Source organism: Pedobacter ginsengisoli (genome assembly GCF_030244015.1).
In the GTDB taxonomy this organism is placed as follows: domain Bacteria; phylum Bacteroidota; class Bacteroidia; order Sphingobacteriales; family Sphingobacteriaceae; genus Pedobacter; species Pedobacter ginsengisoli.
This window is the reverse complement of record NZ_JASSYX010000002.1, coordinates 1115318-1135663: the sequence shown is the minus strand read 5'-3', so window position 1 is coordinate 1135663 and position 20346 is coordinate 1115318. Positions and strand designations below refer to the sequence as shown.

Annotated in this window: 13 protein-coding genes; 8 read left to right on the top strand and 5 right to left on the bottom strand. The window is 45.0% G+C overall.

Annotated features, from left to right (window positions below; translation table 11 throughout):
• Positions 1–79: 79 nt before the first annotated feature.
• Together QEP08_RS11935 and pbpC are read left to right on the top strand one after the other, a co-directional pair.
• Positions 80–5704, top strand: a complete 5625-nt coding sequence (locus tag QEP08_RS11935; RefSeq protein ID WP_285058278.1) for an alpha-2-macroglobulin family protein — start codon at positions 80–82, stop codon at positions 5702–5704.
• Positions 5705–5745: 41 nt separating this feature from the next.
• Positions 5746–8175, top strand: a complete 2430-nt coding sequence (gene pbpC, locus QEP08_RS11930; RefSeq protein ID WP_285058277.1) for a penicillin-binding protein 1C — start codon at positions 5746–5748, stop codon at positions 8173–8175.
• Here pbpC and QEP08_RS11925 read toward each other — a convergent pair.
• From QEP08_RS11925 to QEP08_RS11910, 4 genes are all read right to left on the bottom strand, one after another.
• Positions 8153–8851 (bottom strand): lysoplasmalogenase, encoded by a 699-nt coding sequence (locus QEP08_RS11925; protein ID WP_285058276.1) that lies wholly within the window; start codon positions 8849–8851, stop codon positions 8153–8155. The two genes, pbpC and QEP08_RS11925, sit on opposite strands and share 23 nt — an antisense overlap.
• Entirely contained in the window at positions 8826–10052 is a 1227-nt protein-coding gene (locus tag QEP08_RS11920) for a sterol desaturase family protein (RefSeq protein ID WP_285058275.1), read from the bottom strand. The genes QEP08_RS11925 and QEP08_RS11920 overlap by 26 nt, the downstream gene beginning before the upstream one ends.
• Before the next feature lie 131 nt (positions 10053–10183).
• Positions 10184–10492, bottom strand: a complete 309-nt coding sequence (locus tag QEP08_RS11915) for an RNA recognition motif domain-containing protein (protein ID WP_285058274.1) — start codon at positions 10490–10492, stop codon at positions 10184–10186.
• Positions 10493–10574: 82 nt separating this feature from the next.
• Positions 10575–11426, bottom strand: a complete 852-nt coding sequence (locus QEP08_RS11910) for a dienelactone hydrolase family protein (protein WP_285058273.1) — start codon at positions 11424–11426, stop codon at positions 10575–10577.
• Positions 11427–11941: 515 nt separating this feature from the next.
• On the opposite strand from QEP08_RS11910, the gene spt reads away from it, so the two are divergent.
• The 3 genes from spt to QEP08_RS11895 are packed head-to-tail and all read left to right on the top strand — an operon-like array spanning position 11942 to position 15295.
• The gene (gene spt / locus QEP08_RS11905) at positions 11942–13147 is read left to right on the top strand and encodes a serine palmitoyltransferase (protein ID WP_285058272.1); all 1206 of its coding nucleotides are present in this window, start codon (positions 11942–11944) and stop codon (positions 13145–13147) included.
• Positions 13148–13186: 39 nt separating this feature from the next.
• Positions 13187–14305 (top strand): hypothetical protein, encoded by a 1119-nt coding sequence (locus QEP08_RS11900; protein ID WP_285058271.1) that lies wholly within the window; start codon positions 13187–13189, stop codon positions 14303–14305.
• Positions 14306–15295 carry an NAD-dependent epimerase/dehydratase family protein gene (locus QEP08_RS11895; RefSeq protein WP_285058269.1) on the top strand — a complete coding sequence of 330 codons (990 nt, stop codon included), beginning with the start codon at positions 14306–14308 and terminating at the stop codon, positions 15293–15295.
• A 14-nt stretch (positions 15296–15309) separates the two neighbouring features.
• Here QEP08_RS11895 and QEP08_RS11890 read toward each other — a convergent pair whose 3' ends face one another.
• Positions 15310–16335 carry a S66 peptidase family protein gene (locus QEP08_RS11890; RefSeq protein WP_285058268.1) on the bottom strand — a complete coding sequence of 342 codons (1026 nt, stop codon included), beginning with the start codon at positions 16333–16335 and terminating at the stop codon, positions 15310–15312.
• A 180-nt stretch (positions 16336–16515) separates the two neighbouring features.
• Between QEP08_RS11890 and QEP08_RS11885 the strand changes: the two genes are divergently transcribed.
• From QEP08_RS11885 to QEP08_RS11875, 3 genes are read left to right on the top strand one after another with little or no spacing between them, the layout of a single operon-like run.
• Positions 16516–17541: a DUF6807 domain-containing protein gene (locus QEP08_RS11885; RefSeq protein WP_285058266.1), complete on the top strand. Its 1026-nt coding sequence runs from the start codon at positions 16516–16518 to the stop codon at positions 17539–17541.
• A gap of 52 nt (positions 17542–17593) precedes the next feature.
• Positions 17594–18964, top strand: coding sequence for a 3-keto-disaccharide hydrolase (locus QEP08_RS11880; protein WP_285058265.1), 1371 nt, complete (start codon positions 17594–17596; stop codon positions 18962–18964).
• 14 nt (positions 18965–18978) lie between these two features.
• Positions 18979–20337, top strand: a complete 1359-nt coding sequence (locus tag QEP08_RS11875; RefSeq protein WP_285058264.1) for a Gfo/Idh/MocA family protein — start codon at positions 18979–18981, stop codon at positions 20335–20337.
• Positions 20338–20346: the final 9 nt, after the last annotated feature.

Sequence of the window (20346 nt, the reverse complement as noted above, 5' to 3'; positions counted from 1 at the left end):
AAATTATCGCTTGCAATAACAATTATTATCATCCTTTTTTACTAATTTTCGTACGCATCTTATTGTTAAACATAAGCGTATGGAATCTCAGCAATCCTCCCCTCCTGACAATTTTCTGAAAAAGAACAAAATAGCCCTTACAGCTGTCCTGGTCGTCGGAATCATCATCGCAGTGGCAGCCTTTTTCTTCTTCAAAAAAGAAAAACACCATGATTATAACCAGAAATATTCTAAATATATAGAATCTTATACCTCCGGTACCGTTTCCAAAAAAAGCTTCATCAGGGTGCATCTGGCAAACCAGGTCAAGACGCTTAGCGATGTAGGTGTAGCTGACAACAGGGACCTGTTCAGCTTCTCTCCTTCTGTAAAAGGAAAAACTTACTGGATTGATGCACAGACTGTTGAATTCAGACCTGACGAGCCACTGAAATCCGGAGAAGCTTACGATGCGACCTTCAATCTCAATAAGGTCACTGAGACTGAGGAGGGCCTGGAAGAGTTTGATTTTAATTTTAGAGTCATTAAGCCCGGGCTGAGTTTGACCCAGAATGGTTTGGTCTCTCAGAACAATACTTCGCTGGACTATATGAAACTGTCGGGCGAGATCAGCACTTCAGATCAGGAAGATCCGAAGGCCATAGAAAAGGCTCTGGAGCTGGATTTCGGGCAACCGCTGAAGATAAAATGGGCGCACAATCCGGAAAAGAACAGTTATGTGTTTAACATTGACAGCATCAAAAAGACCAAAACTGATACGGAACTGACTTTGAAATGGTCAGGTGATCCTATTTATGCGGATAATGAAGGGGAAATGAAGGTGCAGGTTCCCGCATTGGGTGTGTTTAAAGTATTGGATATTAAAGCGGTACAGGGTCAGGAAGACTATGCACTGGTGCAGTTTTCTGAGCCTGTTGGCGTGGCCCAGGATCTTTCGGGTATGTTGTCTCTGTCCGGTATTTCCGATTTGAGGTTTACCATAGACGCCAGCCAGGTAAAGATCTATGCTCCTGTTAATCTGGAAGGTGCATACACAGTAACCGTGAATCCTGGTGTCGAGAATATCAATGGTAAAAAGCTGGGTGTTGAAAAAACAGGCGCCATCAGCTTTGAAAACAAGCTTCCTTCAGTCACCATTTCCGGCAGCGGCACCATATTGCCCAATTCTGGTAAACTGGTGATGCCTTTTGAAGCGGTAAACCTAAAGGCTGTTGATGTGACCATTATCAAGATCTATGAAAATAACATCCCGCAGTTTTTTCAGAATAACAATTATAAGGATGGCAATGAATTGCGCCGGGTGGGTAAGCCTGTGGTCGAGAAAACCATCAGACTGGATGAGGACAAGGCCCTGAACCTGCACAAGAAGAACAGGTTTGTGCTGGATCTGGATAAGCTGCTTAAAACTGAGCCGGGTGCGATGTACAGGATCACGATCGGTTTCAGACAAAGTTATCATGTTTATCAGTGTGGGACTGAAGATGGGAATACCGCATCATCTGGACTAAGTGAGGAGGAAGATGAATACCATGGGTATAGTGAGAACATTGATGAGGATGATGATTTTTGGAGCCGTTATAGTGGATATTATCCAGATAATTACCGTTGGGAAGACCGGGAAAATCCATGTAAACCATCTTATTATACGACTGATAAATGGGCCAGCAGAAACGTCATGGCATCAAATATTGGCCTGATCGCTAAACGCGGCAACGACAACAGCATGATGATTGTGGCCACAGACCTGCTAACCGCGCAACCGATGAGCGGGGTAACGCTCGAACTGCTCGATTATCAGCGCCAGCTGATCACTACTGTAAAAACCGGTGGTGATGGCATGGTTTCATTTGATTTAAAAAGAAAACCCTTTCTGCTGATTGCAAAAAATGGTGAGGAGCGCGGGTATCTGAAAATGGACGATGGGAGTTCGCTGCCGCTCAGCAGGTTTGATGTAAGTGGCGATGTGGTGCAAAATGGCTTGAAAGGCTTTATTTATGGAGAGCGCGGTGTTTGGCGCCCTGGCGATTCGTTATATCTTTCGTTCATCCTGGAAGACAAATTGAAAAAGCTGCCGGGTGGTTATCCAGTGACTTTTGAATTGTACAATCCGCAAGGTCAGTTGATCAGGCGCAGCATTAACGGCAAGCCGTTAAATGGTTTTTATGCATTCAAAACCGTTACTGAAAGCACTGCTCCTACTGGCAACTGGCTGGCGAAAGTGAAAGCTGGCGGTTCTGTTTTCAGCAAAACGATCAAGATAGAGACGGTCATGCCAAACCGGCTCAAGATCAACTTTAACACCGGTGACGTGGGTTATTTAGGCATTGGTGGCGCATCTTATGCTACTTTATCTGCCAACTGGCTGTTCGGCTCGCCGGGCAAGAACCTGAAAGCCAAAGTTGATGTAAACCTCAACACGATGAAAACTATGTTTAAAGGTTTTGAGGCCTATGAGTTTGACAATCCTACCGTGGTGTTTCAATCGCAGGTGAAGACCATTTTTGATGGTAAGCTCAATGACAACGGGGTTGCCCAGGTCAGCACCAGCTTAAATGAGAACAAAACTGCGCCGGGTATGCTCAAAGCCAATTTTACCACCAAAGTATTTGAGGCGGGGGGTAATTTCAGCATCGACAATTTTAGCATCCCCTACCATGTTTATGAAAACTATTACGGTATAAAGACCCCTGAAGGTGAAAGGCTGAGCGGTATGCTGGTAACAGGCAAAGACCATACAGTAAATATTGTGAATGTGGACCGGAACGGGAAACTGGTCAAAGGCGGAAAGACTGTGGATGTGGAACTGTACAAGGTACAATGGCGATGGTGGTGGGAACAGGATGATGAAAATTCCTTTGCCAATTTCACACAAAACTCTTACAATAAACTGGTTAAAAAAGAAAACATCACACTACAGGATGGTAAGGGCAACTGGAACCTGCGCATCAACGAGCCGGAATGGGGACGTTACCTGATCCTGGTTCGGGACCTGAACGGCGGTCATGTGACCGGTAAATCTGTTTATATTGACTGGCCGGGCTGGGCACAGCGTGAGCAGGCCAACAATCCTACTGAGGCTTCTATGCTGTCTTTCACCAGCAATAAGCCGAAATACAATGTGGGTGAAGATGTGGTCCTGACCATTCCGTCCGGAAAAGGCGGCCGTGCGCTGATCTCTATTGAGAATGGCAGCAGGGTGCTCAAAACGTTTTGGACGGATACAAAGCCCGGTCAGACGCAGTTTACTTTCAAAGCGGAAGCTGCAATGGCGCCAAATGTGTTTGCCAATGTCACTTTGTTACAACCGCATGCGCAGACGGTCAATGACCTGCCGATCCGGATGTATGGCGCCATTCCTTTGCTGATCGAAGATCCGCAGACGATACTGAAACCAGTGATCAAAATGGCGGACAAGATTAAACCGGAAACGGAAAATACCATTACGATAGCCGAGCAAAACGGCAAGGCCATGACCTACACCATTGCGATTGTGGATGAAGGCTTACTTGACCTCACCAGGTTTAAAACTCCTGATCCTCATGGGATATTCTATGCGCGTGAAGGCCTGGGTGTAAAAACATGGGATCTGTTTGACTATGTGCTTGGCGCATGGGGCGGTAACCTGGAGCGGATACTGAGTATTGGCGGTGATGGTTCGATCAACAGAAATCTTAACCCGGCCAAGGCCAACAGGTTTGTGCCTGTGGTTAAATACCTGGGGCCTTTTGCATTGGGCAAAGGAGAAAGCAAAGTGCATAAATTTAAACTGCCGCAGTATATCGGTGCGGTGAGGGCTATGGTCGTGGCCGGACAAGACGGTGCTTATGGGTTTGCTGAAAAATCGGTACAGGTCAAAAAGCCACTGATGCTATTGGCTACGCTGCCAAGGGTGATCGGTCCGGGTGAGAGTTTTACCCTTCCTGCTACGATATTCGCAACTGAGCCTAATTTAAAGAATGTTTCGGTACAGTTGAAGGCGACAAACCTGCAGGTCATTGGCGGAGCTTCAAAACAGCTGGCCTTTAAACAACCGGGTGAACAGCTTGCTTATTTCCAGATCAAGGTGCCTGAGCTTATTGGAATCGCCAAAGTTCAGATCACTGCGCAAAGCGGTACTGAAAAGGCAGTCTACGATGTAGAAATGGACATCAGGAATCCGAATCCTTATGTCACCAATGTGGTTTCTGCAGTGATACAGCCGGGAAGCAACTGGTCTGTGGGGTATTCGCCGATAGGAATGAATGGTACAAATTCCGGATCGGTAGAGTTGTCGGCCATACCTCCTATTGACCTTAAAAAACGGCTCAGTTACCTGATGCAATATCCGCATGGCTGTGTGGAGCAGACCACTTCTTCTGTATTTCCGCAATTGTTTTTGGACAAGCTAACGGCGCTGAATGAATCTCAAAAGGCGAAAACGGAAATGAACATTAAGGCAGGCATCAACAGGCTCCGCGGCTTTCAAACTCCTGATGGTGGCTTGAGCTATTGGCCTGGTGAGGGTAACTCTGATGAATGGGGTACTAATTATGCAGGACATTTCCTGATCGAGGCTCAAAACGTGGGTTATACGCTGCCAGTTGGCATGGCCGATGAACTTCTCCGTTACCTGAAAACCAAAGCATCGGCCTGGGTGCCAAACAGCACTAATTTTTACGGTGGCGATTTGTCACAGGCATATCGGTTATATGTTCTGGCTCTGGCCAAAAGACCGGATATCGCGGCCATGAACCGCTTAAGGGGCTTTCAGTATTTGTCAGTTACTGCCAAATGGAGACTGGCGGCGGCTTATAAACTTGCAGGACAAAATGATGCGGCGGGCAACCTGATCAAAGGGTTATCTACGGAGATTCAGCCTTACAATCAGCTGGGTGGCACCTATGGTTCTGATCTGCGTGATGAGGCCATGATCCTGGAGACGCTGACCTTATTGGGCCGTACTTCTTCCGCTGCGCAGATTCTTCAAACAGTCGCTGCTGAAATGGGTAAAGACAGCTGGTACAGCACACAGACTACAGCTTATAGTTTGCTGGCCATCGCCAAATTTTGTGGGCAAACCAGTTCATCGGCCAGTTTAAAATACAGTTATACCGTTGATGGTAAGAAAGGAAATGTAAATTCCGCGCAATATATCATCAGTACGCCATTGACCTTTAAGGGTGGCAGTTCTGCCGGGCAAGGTGCGGTATCGGTTACCAATACTGGCAAGGGCGTATTGTTTGCCCGTCTGATTTTGCAGGGACAGCCTTCGGCCGGACAGAATACTTTCCTGCCAAACAACCCGGATGCGCTTGACATGAGCATCAGTTATAAGTTATTGAACGGCAAGCCTCTGGATCCGGGTATCTTAAGACAGGGTACAGATTTTTATGCAGAAGTAACGATTAAGAATCCGGGCCGGATGGGGTATTATGAACAGATGGCATTGACGCAGATCTTTCCTTCAGGCTGGGAGATCATCAATACAAGGGTCAATGACAATGAAAGCATCATTGCCTCCTCGCCTTATACTTACCGCGACATCAGGGACGACCGGGTGTTTACTTATTTTAATCTGAGGGAAAACGAGACTGTAGTTTACAAAGTATTGCTGAATGCGTCATACATTGGCAGGTATTATTTATCCGCCACACAGTGCGAGGCGATGTACAACAACAATATTAGTGCTACCGAAGCCGGTAAATGGGTTCAAGTCGTAAAATAGGCAGGATCTGTTTTTCGTCGTCCCGACAGAGGAGAGATCTCTTGAGTAGCAAAGACAAGAGATCCTCCGCTGCGCTCTGGATGACGGACCTGGTTTGTGTCCTGTTGTTGCTGGCGTTTTTGTTTTCATTGCCAGGACAGCTGTTTATATCTCCGACTTCATTTGTGATTGAAGCATCCGACGGACGTCTATTGAGTGCGTCTATCGCCAAAGACGGTCAGTGGCGGTTTCCTGTTGCCGATTCTGTACCGGTCAGGTTTGCGCAGTGCCTGATCGCTTTTGAGGACAAGCGCTTCTACAAGCATCCGGGTGTGGACTTTATGGCTATGGCCAGGGCTGCGCGGCAAAACATCAGGGCGAAAAGTGTGGTCAGCGGCGGCAGTACCATTACCATGCAGGTAATCAGGCTTTCACGTGGTGCAGACAGAACGCTGTGGCAGAAGCTAATAGAGGTCTTGCTGGCATTCAGACTGGAACTGACCAATTCCAAACAGGACATATTGAAACTGTATGCCGGCAACGCGCCATTTGGAAGTAATGTCGTTGGTTTGGATGCGGCAGCCTGGCGTTATTTTGGACGCAGTGCGGAAAGCCTGTCCTGGGGTGAAATGGCAACCCTGGCTGTACTTCCCAATAGCCCTTCACTGGTCCGCCCCGGAAAGAATTCAGCAAGGCTGATCAAAAAAAGGAATGACCTGCTGGATAAACTGGTCAGATTACACATTCTGGACAGGGCCACTGCAGATTTGTCAAAACTGGAGCCTATTCCTGATGAGCCCTTGCCTCTGCCTCAGTATGCTCCTCATCTGCTGAACAGATTTAAAACGGAATATCGGGCAGGCATTCGAAATGCCAGGTTTGTCAGCACCACAACCCGTATCACTTCCACTTTAGATTTCAGCCTGCAACTGCGTGTAAATGAACTTTTAAAGCGGTACAACAACCGTTACCGGGCAAATGGCATCAACAACATTGCCGCACTGGTCCTTGATGTAAAAAAAGGCACGGTGATCAGTTATGCGGGCAATATTTATCAGCCGGAAAACAAGGAACTGGAGAGTCATGTAGACATGATCAAAGCCCCCCGTAGTCCAGGCAGCACGCTAAAACCCTTTTTGTACGCCAGTATGCTCAATGATGGTTTTATTTTACCCAAAACACTGATCGCTGATATACCCACTCAGATAAGCGGTTATTCGCCTCAAAATTATGATATGGGCTATGATGGTGCCATCCCGGCAGATCGTGCCCTGAGCCGCTCTTTAAATATCCCTGCGGTCAAGATGCTGCAGAGTTATAAGTATCCGAGATTTTATGACAAACTGAAACAGTTTGGTTTCAGTACATTGAGCCAGCCGGCAGACCATTATGGCCTGTCATTGATACTTGGGGGCAGCGAGGTCACCATGTGGGATCTTGCAAAGGCATATATGGGAATGGCAAGAACATTAAACCATTTTAATGATTATAAAGGCCGGTACAATCCGCACGATTATGATCCTCCGGTTTATTTTCACCCTCTGGATGGGCATGGCCAGCCGATAAGCCGTGACCAGCGCTTTGACCGGTTCCAGACACAGATCAACTCGATTATCGATCACGGATCGATCTGGAATACTTTTAATGCCATGGAAGAACTGATGCGTCCCGGGGAGGAAGGTCTGTGGGAGCAATTTTCCTCTTCAAAACGGCTGGCCTGGAAGACGGGGACCAGTTTTGGCTTCAGGGACGCCTGGGCCATCGGACTTACGTCAGATTATGTTGTTTGCGTATGGGCAGGCAATGCCGATGGTGAAGGCCGGCCTGGACTAACCGGAATAGATGCGGCAGCGCCGGTACTGTTTGATATTTTTAAACAGCTGCCGGTTGGAAAATGGTTTAAAACTCCTAAAAACAAATTGAAGCAAATGATGGTTTGCCGTCAGAGTGGCTACAAGGCAGGAGCGTATTGCACAGATAAAGTGATGCAGCTGGTATCCCCCGCCGGGGAAAAAACGACGCTCTGCCCCTATCATAAAATGATCCATCTCGACCGGACGGGCACGTACAGGGTCACAGATGGTTGTGAGCAGCCTTCTTTGATGGTTCACAAAGCCTGGTTCGTGTTGCCTCCTGCCATGGAATATTATTACAAGATCAAGAACAGCGATTATAAAGACCTGCCGGTTTATAAACCAGGTTGCGAAGATGCCGGCAATGGGAATGTCATGGAAATGATCTACCCTAAGAACTATGCGAGTGTGTATATACCGGTCGAGCTGGACGGCACACGTGGAAAAGTTGTTTTTAATGCCACACACCGTCGGGCCAATGCCAGCATCTATTGGCATATTGATAATGAATATGTGACGACGACTAAAAATTATCACCAGCTGGCGCTGAGCCCGCCTGCCGGAAAACATACGCTTACCCTGGTAGATGAAGATGGTGAACGTTTGGTGCAGGTATTTACTGCTTTGGATAAAGATTAATTAGTTTGCGGTCTACCGCCCCCATTGTGATCAGGTATTGCGCGGCCATATAGGCAGCCATGATAAATACACCCGCATAATCAAACTGTATTACAAATTTATTCAGCGCCAGGAGCGCATCTGAAACAAGGAAACAAATGGCGCCAAACAAGATGAACAGGAAACTGGACCGGTTTACCCTCAGGTTCCGGAAGGCAGCCATCATCATCATCAGGCTGATCACAAAGGTATAAGCCAGGACAGGTAGTCTCATAGGCCCTAAATGTGGCCTGATGTAGAAATAAAAGCCAATACCAAAAAATGCACACATCAAAATTGCTATTCGCGCACCTTTCTTGTCCAGTTCGGGTGCCGATCTGAAATCGAGGTAAAATGCACTGATGTAGCAGATATGACAAATGAGAAATGCACCCAGTCCGTACATAAAATACGCCGGGTTGTCGCCCAGCATGAGCAAAATATCACCAGCGAGGGCAAACAGCAAACCTGTGAAGATGCGTTTGTGAAAGCGACCCTTTAATCTTGTGCCGACAGTCAACATCAGCAAAAGCGACAATACAATAAGCGGCTTGGTGGTATATTTTAGCCTGATCAGCTCATGGTTGTATTCGGACAGGAGCTGCAGTATAAATATGACTGCAAATAAGGTGTTAAACTTCAGGTGTTTCTTCAGCATCTGTATTTATTTTTTGAAGGTTATAGAACCATACCAGCGATATGACATGCAGGGTGGTGACAATGACCTGATATCCTACCGGGAGTTCAAGCAGCAAAACTATCAAAATCCCGATGGGAAGACGGATATATTCAAAAATAATCAGCCATTTCTTTCCTTCGAGCAGGGCCCCGCAGGTGATGAGGGTGAGCACCACAAAAACAGCACCGATGATCATGGGAATGAGTGGCAGGGATGCATTCAAAAACAGGATGACCGTGCCCGCTGTCAGCCCCATAATGAACTGCATGATAACATAGCCCGTTAGTTTAATGTGGTATTCAGGATTATATTTGGAGTAATTTTCCGCACTGATTTCCGGCGGCGGCCTGAAGCCGCCCAAATGTTCAGGATACCATCCGGGTGGTTTAATGAATACGCTGATCCTGTCACGAAGGCGGGGGCTTTTTCTTATAGTCTCCAGCAGTTCGTGCCAGTAATGCAGGTTGGCCCATACCGGGTTCCAGCTGGCCAGTGGCGTAGTAATGCCATAGTACACTTCCTCCTCTTCCTTTTGAAAAGTACCAAATAGCATGTCCCAGATAATGAGTGTGCCTGCATGGTTCTTGTCTATATATTTCGGATTAGTGCCGTGATGAACCCTGTGATGTGATGGTGTATTGATAATATATTCCAGAAAACCCAGGTTCTTAATGGTACGCGTATGGATCCAGAACTGGTATAAGGTATTGAAAGCGCTTAAGGTAAGGAACATGACCGGATCAAAACCCAGAAATGCCAGAGGCAGGTAAAACACCCATGAAAACCAGCTTTGAAACCAGGACTGCCGGAGCGCCACTGTGAGGTTGTATTCTTCAGACTGGTGGTGTACAATATGAGCCGCCCAAAGTGCATTGACCTCATGGCTCATGCGGTGAAACCAGTAATAAAAAAAGTCAACGCCTATAAACAGTATGATCCAGGCCCAGATCGTATTGGGGATATCGAAAAACCGCCAGTGATCAAATATGTATTTATAGCCAAAGAACAGTGCTGTTTTCATAAACACCCCCACAACCTGCTGACCGATTCCCTGGCTCAGATTTGATATAGAGTCGTTTAACCTGTAGTAATTGAGCTTCTTATAAAAAGTATAAGCAAGCTCAGCTCCGATCAGAATGAAAAATATAGGTACGGACAGCGCGATGTAATCGACATTCATAGTTGAGCTGGTTACTGTATTTGTCTCTACAATTTAACAAAAAAAAGCAGCATTATTTGACATATGTCAACAATGCTGCTCTAAATATGTTTTAAAAATAGAATCAGTAAACTGAAATAGAAAAAAGCTAATTAATAGCTTTTCTCTGTACGGTTGTTGCGTCTGAAGCCACCGCCTGCGTTTCCGCTACCTGTGTTTGGTTTCTCCTGAGCTTCTGCAACTTTGATGCGGTTACCGTTGTAATCGCCGCCATTCATGCGTTTGATTGCTTCTTTTGCCTCTTCGTCTACCGGCATTTCCACAAATCCAAAACCACGGCTTTGACCGGTCTCACGATCTTTGATGATTCTAAGTGATTTTACCTGACCGAAATCACCAAATACGGCCGTCAATTCATCTTCCCCTACTTCTAAAGGAAGGCCTGTAATAAATATCTTCATTAATTTCTTAAAATTTGCACAAAGTTAAGCATTTTTAGCTTAATTTCCAATGCTAGTGTCAGTTAGATGTACTATTATCTGATTATTTAAGCTTAGTTTTGAACAGGTCGATGGTTCGCTGCCAGGCTAGTTTTGCGGCTGCTTTGTTATACCTTGTTGGCGAAGTGTCATTATTGAAGGCATGGTTCACTCCTTCGTAAATAAATATCTGATAATCCACATGGTTTTTCTTCAGGGCTTCCTCATAAGCGGGGATTCCGGCATTGATACGTTCATCCAGTCCACCATAATGCAGCATCACACTTGCTTTGATCTTTGGAACATCCTCCGCCTTTGCCTGTGCGCCGTAGTAAGCTACTGCTGCCTGAAGATTAGGATCGTTTACAGCCAGTTTATTGGCCATGCCGCCCCCCCAGCAGAAACCTATTAGACCAGTTTTGCCGTTGCCGTCTTTTCGGTCTCTCAGGTATCCGAGTCCTTTCAGGTAGTTCTGCAGGTTTTTATCCGGATCAAGCTTACCGATAAGCTCCCGTCCCTTGTCCTCATCAGCTGGTGTACCTCCGAAGGGGGAAAGTGCATCGATACCTAAGGCAATAAATCCTTCGGCGGCAACCCTTTTAGTGACATCGATAATGTGCGGATTCAGTCCCCGGTTTTCATGAATCACCACTACACTGCCCAGATTCTTTTTGTCTTTAGGCTTGGCAAGCACCGCCTTCATCTCGCCATCTGCACCGGGATAGGTAATGTTCTCGGAAATGATCGAATCGTCATAAAAGGACGCTGCATTAGCGTAGTTGTTTTCCAGCAGTGGCAATACGGTCATTGCCATTGCTGTTCCGCCGGTAATGATGGCCAGCTTTTTCATGAAATCCTTCCTGCTTAGTTTGCTGTGGGTATATTCATCATAGAGGTTGATGATTTTCTGATCCATAGTAGTTAATTTAAGGGTGAATATTATACCCTAATATAACGGTTAACGGCCCCGGTTGTTTATTCTATCAAATAGATTACAAACGGCAAGATGTTATGTCTGAACGGCATATCTTTAAATTATTAGACATCGATTGTCATAGAAATGTTTTTATTATTTTACGATAAAACATTATCGCAATAGGATTCGTTATAGGATCAGTTTGTTTGGTTTAGGTTGGTCTGTGGTGGACCAACCATCTATATAAGCAGGGATTCATCGCCAGATTTATCCCTGTTTTATTTTATACCTTTTGCGGTTCCAAATAATGAATATTTTTAAATTCTCAGCAAGATTCACCTCATTTTAGTGCGAAAATTATAAGAAAATTGTAATTTTTGTTTTAAAAATTAATATATTCAAACTTGGTTGCCTCCAAGTTTTGTTTTCTCTATTTATGATACTAGATTTGGAAAGTTTTATTTATTGGCATAAATGTTGATTTTTAAACTCATCTAAATATTTATAGTACTAGCATGCGCAAAAAATTACAAGATAGGATAGCAGCTTTCAAAGACGCTACAGCAATCAAGGAAAAGGGACTCTATCCATATTTCCGTGCAATAGAATCGGGGCAGGATACAGAAGTGATAATTAACGGGAAAAAGGTGCTCATGTTTGGTTCTAACTCCTATCTTGGCCTCACCAACCACCCGAAAATTAAGGAGGCATCAAAAGCAGCAATTGATAAGTATGGTACAGGCTGTGCGGGATCCAGATTTTTAAACGGGACGCTTGACATACATATTGAACTGGAACGCAGACTCGCTGCTTACGTTGGAAAAGAGGCATCCGTACTTTTTAGCACGGGTTTTCAGGTGAATCTTGGTGTGATTTCATGTTTACTGGACAGAAACGATTATCTCATTCTTGATGAATACGACCATGCTTCTATAATTGATGGCAGCAGATTGTCATTTTCCCGTTCTATAAAATATGCCCACAATGACATGGATGATCTGCGTAAAAAATTGAGCAGATTGCCTGAGGATGCTGCAAAGCTGATTGTGGCTGATGGTATTTTCAGTATGGAAGGTGATTTGGTAAACCTCCCGGAGATCGTCAGGATCGCCGATGAATTTGGGGCCAATATCATGATGGATGACGCACATAGTCTTGGTGTGATCGGACTGAATGGTTCAGGTACTGCTTCACATTTTGGGCTGACAGACAAGGTTGACCTGATCATGGGTACTTTCAGTAAGTCGCTGGCCTCGCTCGGAGGCTTTATTGCCGGGACAGAAGAAACTATAGAGTTTGTAAAACACCGGGCAAGATCGCTGATGTTTAGCGCCAGTATGCCGCCAGCTGCTGTTGCAAGTGTCATTGCTGCACTGGATATCATTGAATCCGAGCCGGAACGTATAGACCGGCTGTGGGCAAATACCAACTATGCTAAAAAGCTGCTGCTGGAAGCAGGGTTTGATATTGGTCATACGGACAGCCCGATTATCCCGGTGTATATCCGTGATAATGAAAAAACTTTTTTAATTACCAACATATTGAGCAACAACGGGATTTTTGTAAATCCGGTAGTGTCGCCAGCTGTACCTTCTGACTCCTCACTGCTCAGATTTTCATTAATGGCCACACATACCTTCGCTCAAATAGAAGAAGCGGTTGAAAAGATTGCATCAGCGGCCAAACAGGTACAGGTACACAAATCACAGCCGGTACTTTAATTCCGGACCAATACCAAACCAACAAACCAGGTATCACAAATGAGAAACATAGTTGCAGTTAGCAATAAGAAACAATTAGCCACATTTATAGATTTCCCTCACGAGCTTTATAAAGCTGATCCAAACTATGTACCTGAGCTCTTTATTGCGCAAAGAGATTTACTGACTACTCATCCTTTTCACAAACACTCTTCGTTGCAATGTTTCTTATTGTACGATGGAGATCAGGTCATTGGTCGCATCGCTGCAATATTGAACAATAACTACAATGTTTTTAACGACGCCAATGACGGTTTTTTTGGTTTTTTTGATTGTATCAACGACCAGAAGGCGTCCGATCTGCTATTTGATACAGCATCAGAATGGCTAAGAAACAAAGGTGTAAAAGGCATGATAATAGGTCCGGTGAATTTTTCTACCAATGAGTCCTGCGGTTTATTGATTGAGGGTTTCGACTCACCCCCGGTAGTGATGATGCCGTACAATGCAACCTACTACCCCGCTTTAATGGAGGGTTGGAATTTGCGGAAGAAAGTTGACCTGATTGCCTGGAAATTTACGGGTGATAACTACGATGACCGTTCAGTGAAGCTGATGGACAGGCTGGAAGACCGTTTAAAGCGCAACAACATCACCATCCGTAAGATCAACATGAAGAATTTTAAACAGGAAGCGGCTAACCTTAGGGAGGTTTACAATAAAGCATGGGATAAAAATGCTGGCTTTGTGCCTTTAAATGACGAGGAGTTTGATTACCAGGCCAAAGATCTTAAATTGGTATTGGATGCCGACTTTTGTTTTGTTGCTGAACAGGATGGCAAACTGGTCGGTTTCGGAGCAGCCATTCCGGACATGAACCAAATCCAGATCAAGATCAAGAAAGGACGGTTATTGCCAACCGGGATATTCAAACTGTTATTTGGAAAAAAGAACATCAAAGGCATCAGGATCCTATTGCTCGGTGTGATCGATGGCTATCGCAAAATGGGTATTGAGGCCTGTATTTACGGAAACATCATCAAATCTTACCGTGCCAAGGGTTTTCAGTATGCCGAGGCTGGATGGACATTGGAGCACAATGATCTGGTAAACAATGCCATCGCTGCCATTAAAGGTGATCCGTATAAGAAATACAGGATCTACGAGAAGCCCTTATAAATGAACAAAAAGGTATTGATCACTGGTGCCACTGGCTTTGTTGGCTATCATTTGATAGAGAAAGCAGTCGGGGCCGGACTGGATGTATATGCTGCCGTTCGCCCAAACAGTAACCGGTCTCATTTATCTGAGTTTAAGATCAGGTATATTGACCTGAATTATACAGCTGTTGGCGACTTGGTTAAAACACTCGAGGAACATCAGTTTAATTACATCATTCACGCAGCGGGGACTACAAAGGCTAAAACCAGTGCAGATTACAATAAGATCAATGCTGAATACACCAAAAACCTGGCTCTTGCCGCTGTTACCGCTAAGATCAGTCTTGAAAAGTTTGTTTTTGTAAGCAGTCTCGCTGCGCTTGGGCCGCTGATTGACCTGTCGGAAAGAATACAGGACGACACCCCAGCCCACCCGGTAACCAATTACGGAGCAAGTAAACTGCTGGCTGAGCGATACCTCCTTGAAATTGCAGGTTTACCCCTGATCATCATCCGGCCAACGGCAGTTTATGGCCCAAGGGAGAAAGACATATTTATTTTATTTAAAAGCATTTCCAGGGGACTGGAGCCGCACATTGGAAGCTTTAAACAACATCTGAGCTTTGTCTACGTAAAAGACCTGGCAGATGTTATAGTGAATGCATTGTTTGCTACGGTAAACGGAAAACAGTATAACGTTTCAGACGGATATGTTTATAACCGCTACGTACTTGCTGACACTGTAAAGAAAGCACTAAATAAAAAGACGTTTAAATTTCATATTCCTGTGGGCGTTGTCAGCTTAATGGCTTCTTTTATGGACCTGTTATATAGGTACAGCAAAAATACCCCGGCTTTAAATAAGGAAAAAATGGCTGAGCTGACCGCTGTGAACTGGGCCTGCAACATTGACAGTGCCAAAAAGGACTTAGGTTATGCACCTCAATTTGACCTCGGACGTGGCATCCAGGATACTATAAAATGGTATAAGGAAAACAGTTGGTTATAAATCTTTCAACGGCATTATCGCAGAGATGTCAGCGAGCTTCCACTTACCTCGACATTCAGCAAGTATTTCGTACCACATTTGAGTGCGTAATTGTTGACCTGGTGCCCCACGGGAAAATCAAAGCAAACCGGATAATCGAATTCCTTTACTTTTTCTGAGACGATATCATAGACGGTTTTGCCAAATTCGTCGCCCGGACTCTCCTCATTTAGTTTGAAACCCCCTATAACCAGACCCTTCAGTTTGTCCAATTTACCGCTGCGTTTCAAATTCCAGAACATCCTGTCAATACTGTAGAGCTCCTCATGGGTATCCTCAACAAAAAGAATCCTGCCATCGGTTTCCAGATCGGATCTGCTGCCTGCAAGGGTTTCGATCAAACTTAGATTTCCACCCACGAGTACCCCCTCTGCCCTGCCGGTGCGATTATTTGCAGTGGCGGGAGCACTATATTTTGTATCCTGTCCGCTCAATACCTGTCTGATCGACAATATGGTTTCAATCTGCATGGGGCTGGCTTTGGTCCAGTCTGAAGGAAAACTGTTGCACATCTTGGAATGAATGGTAGCAATTCCAAAATTGCTGTTGATGTGGGTATGAAATGCGGTAATATCACTAAACCCGATGATCCATTTTGGGTGTTTTCTGAATTTGGTAAAATCGAGTCTGTCAATGATCCTGATCACTCCGTATCCACCCCGGGCACACATGATTGCCCGGATGTCAGGATTGTCCAGCATATTTTGAAAATCAGCTGTCCTGGCATCATCTGTACCGCCCATTGTGAAATCTCGTGCGCCGATGGTATTACCGGTTTGGGTCTTAAATCCCCAGCTTTCCATCAATTGTACCGAGGGCTGGATATCTTCCATCGAAATGTAACTGGCAGGACTGGTAATCCCTATGGTATCTCCGGCACTAAGATACGGCGGAATCTTTATAGCCTTATAGGGTGATTGATCAACAGCGTTTGCCAATCCTCTCAGAGGGAGAATTATTCCTGTAGCGGCGATAAAAGACAGAAACTGCTTGCGGTTCATTTGCATCGTGGTTTACCTTGCAATAATAGGCGTTATTCTTCAAATTTATAGGTTTTTACCGCAATCGTTTTCGTAATTTTTCAGTATCAAATGAGCTGTGCAGCGCAGATTCTATATAAAGAAAAGTATATTTAGCTATTAGTTCGATCTGTTCAAGACGATTCATTTTAACCAAATATGATGAACAAGTATTTAATCCTTGCCTGTTGTTGTGTCGGTTTATCCGTTCAGGCACAAACCAAAAAAGTAGACTTCATTCAAAATAAAAAAGAAAACAAAGTTGAAGTGACGGTAGACGGGAAACTTTTTACCAGTTTCATCTATCCAGACAATCTGGAAAAACCTGTGTTATATCCTATCAATGCCGCTAACGGCGCTACGGTAACCCGCGGCTTTCCTCTCGCTCCGCGTGATGGCGAGCGCAATGACCATCCGCATCATATTGGTCTCTGGCTAAATTATGAAAGCGTGAATGGTTTGGATTTCTGGAACAATTCCTATAATATTCCTGCGGCCAACAAAATAAAGTATGGCTGGATCAGGAATACTAAAGTTGAATCCACCGAAAACGGAAAAACAAGCGGCAAGCTAAGTTACAGTTCAAACTGGGAAAACCAGGCCAAACAAATCCTGTTAAAAGAAAAGACCACTTTTATTTTTAGTGGTGCAGACAACAGCAGGACAATTGACCGGATTACCACCTTAACCGCACAGAAGGACAGTGTATTCTTTAAAGACATCAAAGATGGCATGCTGGGCATCCGGGTAACTAAGGAACTTGAAATGCCATCAAATAAAATAGAAGAATTCACAGACAGCCAGGGCAATATCACTAAAGTTTCTGCTTCTGGAAATGGCGCCAACGGCAATTACCTAACCAGCGCCGGTAAAACCGGCAATGATGCCTGGGGCACAAGGGGCAACTGGTGTGTGCTTTCCGCAGTAAAAGATGGTCAGCCGGTTTCCATTGCTATAGTAGATCATCCTAAAAACCCCGGCTACCCTACTTACTGGCATGCGCGCGACTACGGTTTGTTTGCAGCAAACCCACTTGGACAGAAGATATTCAGCAATGGCAAAGAAATGCTGGATTTCAAACTGGCACCGGGTCAGTCAGTTACTTTCCGTTACCGCATCATCATTACCTCCGGGGAAAAGATCACACCTGAGGCCTTGAACCAGCAGGCTTTGGCTTTCAGCAAGTAGCAACTCCTGTTAAATTATATTTTATACCAAATCAATAAGCATAAATACATAAATGAAAACAAAACAATTATTAATTCTGGCTGCGTTAATGTTGGGAAGCATACCCGTTACATCATATGCGCAGAGCGGAAAATGGCAGAACCTTTTTAACGGAAAAGACCTGCAGGGATGGAAGCAGCTGAATGGCCAGGCAAAATATGAAGTCGTAAATGGGGAGATCGTGGGAACAACGGTATCCAATACACCAAACTCTTTCTTAACAACAGAAAAACTTTACGGAGATTTTATTCTTGAGGTGGAACTTCTGGTGGACAATTCCATGAATTCTGGAATCCAGATCCGAAGCGAAAGCAATTCGGATTATATGAACGGCCGTGTCCACGGTTACCAGGTAGAAGTTGACCCATCCGACAGGAAATGGAGCGGCGGGTTGTATGACGAAGCACGCAGAGGCTGGTTATATCCGTTAGACATCAATCCAAAAGGCCAGGCGGCGTTTAAAAAAGACCAGTGGAACAAGTACCATATAGAGTGCATCGGCAACTCCATCAGAACCTGGGTAAACGGCATACCGACAGCAAACGTGGTGGATGCAATGACTCCTTCCGGTTTTATTGCCCTTCAGGTACATGCTATAGGCAAAAATGACCAACCGGGCAAACAGATCCGCTGGCGCAATGTCCGTATCCAGACCGAAAATCTGAAACCTTCGAAGATTGACGGCATCTATGTGGTGAACATGATACCGAATGACCTTTCAAAACAAGAAAAAGCTGAGGGATATGCGCTGCTGTGGGATGGAAAGACCACCAATGGCTGGATCGGTGCATACAAGACCAAATTTCCTGAAAAGGGCTGGTCTATTAAAGATGGTGAACTGAGTGTCGAAAAATCCGGCGGTGCTGAATCTACCAATGGCGGTGATATTGTAACGATAAAAGAATATGGCGCATTCGAGTTGAAGTTCGATTTCAAACTCACCGAAGGTGCCAACAGCGGGGTAAAATATTTTGTGACCCTGACAGAAGGCAACAAAGGTTCGGCAATCGGACCCGAATACCAGATCCTGGATGATGCCAGACATCCCGATGCAAAACTAGGTAAAAATGGTAACCGCACGCTTGGCTCCCTGTATGATCTGATCGCCAGTAAAAAGATCGCCAATTCACAGAGAAAGATCGGTGAGTGGAACAAAGGCCTGATCAGGGTATTTCCTGATAACAAAATAGAATATTGGCTGAACGGCTTCAAAGTCGTAGAGTATACAAGGGGATCTAAAGAGTTTTTGGACCTGGTTGCAGGAAGTAAATACAAAAACTGGAAAGACTTCGGTATGGCGCCAAAAGGCCATATCCTGTTGCAGGACCATGGTGATAATGTTTCATTCAGAAGCCTCAAAATAAAAGAACTTAAAAAATCTTAAACCTTATATAGACCATGTTGGATTCAAGAAGAAAATTTATTAAACAAGCCGCTATAGCTGCTGCTGGCACCTATGCCGGTACCATGGGCCTTAGCGCAAAAAGTTATGGTAATATTATTGGTGCCAATGACCGGGTAAGAGTCGGTGTCGTAGGTTTTTCAGATCGTTTCAAAAGCACCCTTCTGCCGTGTTTTTTAAACCATCAGAAAGAACTCAATTTTGATATGGTAGCTGTATCAGACCTCTGGAACTACCGCCGGGGACTGGCTGTAGATCATCTGAAAAGTAAACTGGGTCATGACATTACCGCCTGTCGTAACAATGATGAGCTGTATGCGCTTAAAGATCTGGACGCCGTAATCATTAGCACACCCGATTTTGCGCATGCTACACACGCCGCTGAGGCTGTAGGTCATAAATGCGATGTGTATTGTGAGAAGCCATTCGCAGAAACTATGGCAGATGCACGTATGGCACTGAAAGCTGTTAAATCATCAAAGCAAATTCTGCAGATCGGATCCCAGCGGCGGAGCGGTGGAAATTATAAAGCCGCGGATCAGTTCATCAAAGACGGTAAATTTGGTAACATTACCATGGTGGAGCTCAGCTGGAATGTGAACCAGCCAGGCAGATGGCGCAGACCTGACCTGGTACCAAAATTAAAACAGGAAGACACTGACTGGAAGCGCTTTTTACTGAACCGTCCTGCAGAAGAATGGGATCCCAGAAAATACCTGGAATTCAGATTATTCTGGCCTTTCTCATCCGGCTTGCCGGGACAATGGATGTCACACCAGATTGATACAGTACACTGGTTCAGCGGATTAAAACATCCGAGAAGCGTAGTCGCCAACGGGGGAATCTACCAGTGGAAAGATGGCAGAAGGAATTGGGATACATTAACTGCAGCATTTGATTATGGCAAGGAAAATGATCCAACCAATGGCTTCCAGGTGATCTTCACTTCGAGAATGCACAATGGTGATGAAAATCCGACCGAGATCTACTATTCAAACGGTGGTGAAATGAACCTGAACACGAATAAAGTTTCGCCAAAAGGCGGACTGACAGCAAATGCAGCCAAGGCAATGAACATGCAGCCTAATTTACTGCCCGAGTTGAAACTGACTGATAACCTGGAAAAAGTTACCGCATCGGCAAATACCGGCGCTGATAACCTCACTTCTGCACACATGCGCAACTGGATGGAGTGTATTCGCAGCAGAAAGGAAACCAATGCACCAGTTGAGGTGGGTTATTATCATTCCATCGCAAACATCATGACTACTGCTGCAGCAAGAACTGGTATGAAAGCCACGTTTGATGAAGCTACACAAGAGGTAATGGTTGGCGGTAAAGTGTTTAAATACTAAGAAATGTAA

Coding starts and splice junctions, on each gene's coding strand:
- QEP08_RS11885 (WP_285058266.1), top strand. CDS start 16,516: ATGAACAAGTATTTAATCCTTGCCTGTTGTTGTGTCGGTTTATCCGTT.
- QEP08_RS11920 (WP_285058275.1), bottom strand. CDS start 10,052: ATGAATGTCGATTACATCGCGCTGTCCGTACCTATATTTTTCATTCTG.
- QEP08_RS11910 (WP_285058273.1), bottom strand. CDS start 11,426: ATGGATCAGAAAATCATCAACCTCTATGATGAATATACCCACAGCAAA.
- QEP08_RS11875 (WP_285058264.1), top strand. CDS start 18,979: ATGTTGGATTCAAGAAGAAAATTTATTAAACAAGCCGCTATAGCTGCT.
- QEP08_RS11935 (WP_285058278.1), top strand. CDS start 80: ATGGAATCTCAGCAATCCTCCCCTCCTGACAATTTTCTGAAAAAGAAC.
- QEP08_RS11925 (WP_285058276.1), bottom strand. CDS start 8,851: ATGCTGAAGAAACACCTGAAGTTTAACACCTTATTTGCAGTCATATTT.
- QEP08_RS11880 (WP_285058265.1), top strand. CDS start 17,594: ATGAAAACAAAACAATTATTAATTCTGGCTGCGTTAATGTTGGGAAGC.
- spt (WP_285058272.1), top strand. CDS start 11,942: ATGCGCAAAAAATTACAAGATAGGATAGCAGCTTTCAAAGACGCTACA.
- QEP08_RS11915 (WP_285058274.1), bottom strand. CDS start 10,492: ATGAAGATATTTATTACAGGCCTTCCTTTAGAAGTAGGGGAAGATGAA.
- QEP08_RS11895 (WP_285058269.1), top strand. CDS start 14,306: ATGAACAAAAAGGTATTGATCACTGGTGCCACTGGCTTTGTTGGCTAT.
- QEP08_RS11890 (WP_285058268.1), bottom strand. CDS start 16,335: ATGAACCGCAAGCAGTTTCTGTCTTTTATCGCCGCTACAGGAATAATT.
- QEP08_RS11900 (WP_285058271.1), top strand. CDS start 13,187: ATGAGAAACATAGTTGCAGTTAGCAATAAGAAACAATTAGCCACATTT.